Here is a 1,357-nt window from a genome sequence, read left to right on the forward strand (position 1 = left end):
GAACGCCAACGCCCCAATCGAATGCTAAAACTTCAGTCGTGGCCATGACTAAGATACCCAAGGTAAATTCGACGGCACTGTCAGTGCCGTGTAACAAAAAGGTACGCCGTATAGCATGGGATGATCTTTCTGCGGGTTATGGATGGGACAGAATGCACCATTCTGTCTCGTGGTCCCAAAACCCTGAAGGGCAGACGGTCCGGTTTTGCTCGGTTCCTCTGCCGTCCAGGAGTGCCGATTATCAGACATTACAGTAAGGCTACTCATTTTTAGCGGAGTACCCATTCCCCATGGGACTTAATGGCGTCATACATAGCATCCGGTGCGAGGTCTACGTCACCTGGCCACGTTAAAGCGCCATGATCGATATGCACCTGGCTGAACATTACGGGGTCTTTCAAAGGGGCGAAAACACCCGTTAGGTGGCTTGGTTCAAAGCGCACTTTCCCCTGGGTCCCGTCCGAAAATCGGACATTCAGCGCTAATGGAGGTTCTGGATGAACCTCAATCACATCCCATTCCATTGATGCATCCTCCTTAAAGTAAAGGTTCTATCGGGTTGGGTTGCTGTTTTGCCTGACACAAGGCCCAATCTTCCAGTAGCTCCTGTTGATGTAGCTCTGTCCAGTCGAGGACAAGCTCTTGGGCGCGTCGTGGTAGGTGGCCTCGGATGACGGACAAGGATTCTATAGCGATGACCGCCTTAAATTCCGCGTACTGCACATGAAAATGGGCAGGGCTATGGTCATCGAAAAACATTTTGATGAGCATTCCGTAAAACGCACTGATAGTGGGCAATCCAGATTCCTCCCGTTCACCGTTGGATACTACATTTTTTAGCGGGAACATCCTACTATGATGGCGGCATACGCAGGGATAGACAATAAGAAACTATGGCAAGGGCACTGTAACAGAGGCAGCGAAGCTGGTGGGGATTGGCAGGCAACAACTTTACAGAGGATATATCAATTCCAATCCAGGTTACTGCAGGGTCACCACATCACTCTCAACCTCATCGTTTTTATAGGCAGAGGCTGCCAATTCAAAGAAGTAATGACGCAGTCGTAATAGCCAGGGTTTGAAAACAGCAGATGATCGGGTGGGAAATCGAACCATGAGCTCATATATGGCTACCTCGTCGATCATTGGCAGACTATCTTGTCCCTCTTCATCATCCAGCCCATTTTTGCCAAGGGTCAACGTGGCCTGATCTTCCGTGGCCAGCGTTCTCAGGGCATAGATAGGGTCCGGTATACTCAGGGCAGCAATAACATCTTCCTGGGCAATCCATACATGCACGCCATCGGATGAAGTGGTACGCATTTCCAGATCCTGAAACGCAATGCGCCAGATATGT

The 1,357-nt window shown here is 50.0% G+C and carries 4 protein-coding genes; 1 reads left to right on the forward strand and 3 read right to left on the reverse strand.

Annotated features, from left to right (window positions below; all coding sequences use genetic code 11):
* Positions 1–269: 269 nt before the first annotated feature.
* Together AC2VLY_RS02970 and AC2VLY_RS02975 are read right to left on the reverse strand one after the other, a co-directional pair.
* Positions 270–524 carry a DUF2442 domain-containing protein gene (locus tag AC2VLY_RS02970; protein ID WP_427961764.1) on the reverse strand — a complete coding sequence of 85 codons (255 nt, stop codon included), beginning with the start codon at positions 522–524 and terminating at the stop codon, positions 270–272.
* Between the two features lie 13 nt (positions 525–537).
* Complete coding sequence (locus tag AC2VLY_RS02975) at positions 538–798, reverse strand: DUF4160 domain-containing protein (RefSeq protein WP_427961766.1); 261 nt, start codon at positions 796–798, stop codon at positions 538–540.
* 85 nt (positions 799–883) lie between these two features.
* On the opposite strand from AC2VLY_RS02975, the gene AC2VLY_RS02980 reads away from it, so the two are divergent.
* On the forward strand, positions 884–1,027 hold the full coding sequence (locus tag AC2VLY_RS02980) for a helix-turn-helix domain-containing protein (protein ID WP_427961781.1): 144 nt from the start codon (positions 884–886) through the stop codon (positions 1,025–1,027).
* On the opposite strand, the gene AC2VLY_RS02985 is transcribed toward AC2VLY_RS02980, so the two are convergent.
* A partial coding sequence (locus AC2VLY_RS02985) for a BRO family protein (RefSeq protein ID WP_486891797.1) occupies positions 982–1,357 on the reverse strand: 376 nt, incomplete at its 5' end. The genes AC2VLY_RS02980 and AC2VLY_RS02985 overlap by 46 nt on opposite strands.

This window comes from Acidithiobacillus sp. TH-A36, assembly GCF_057473445.1.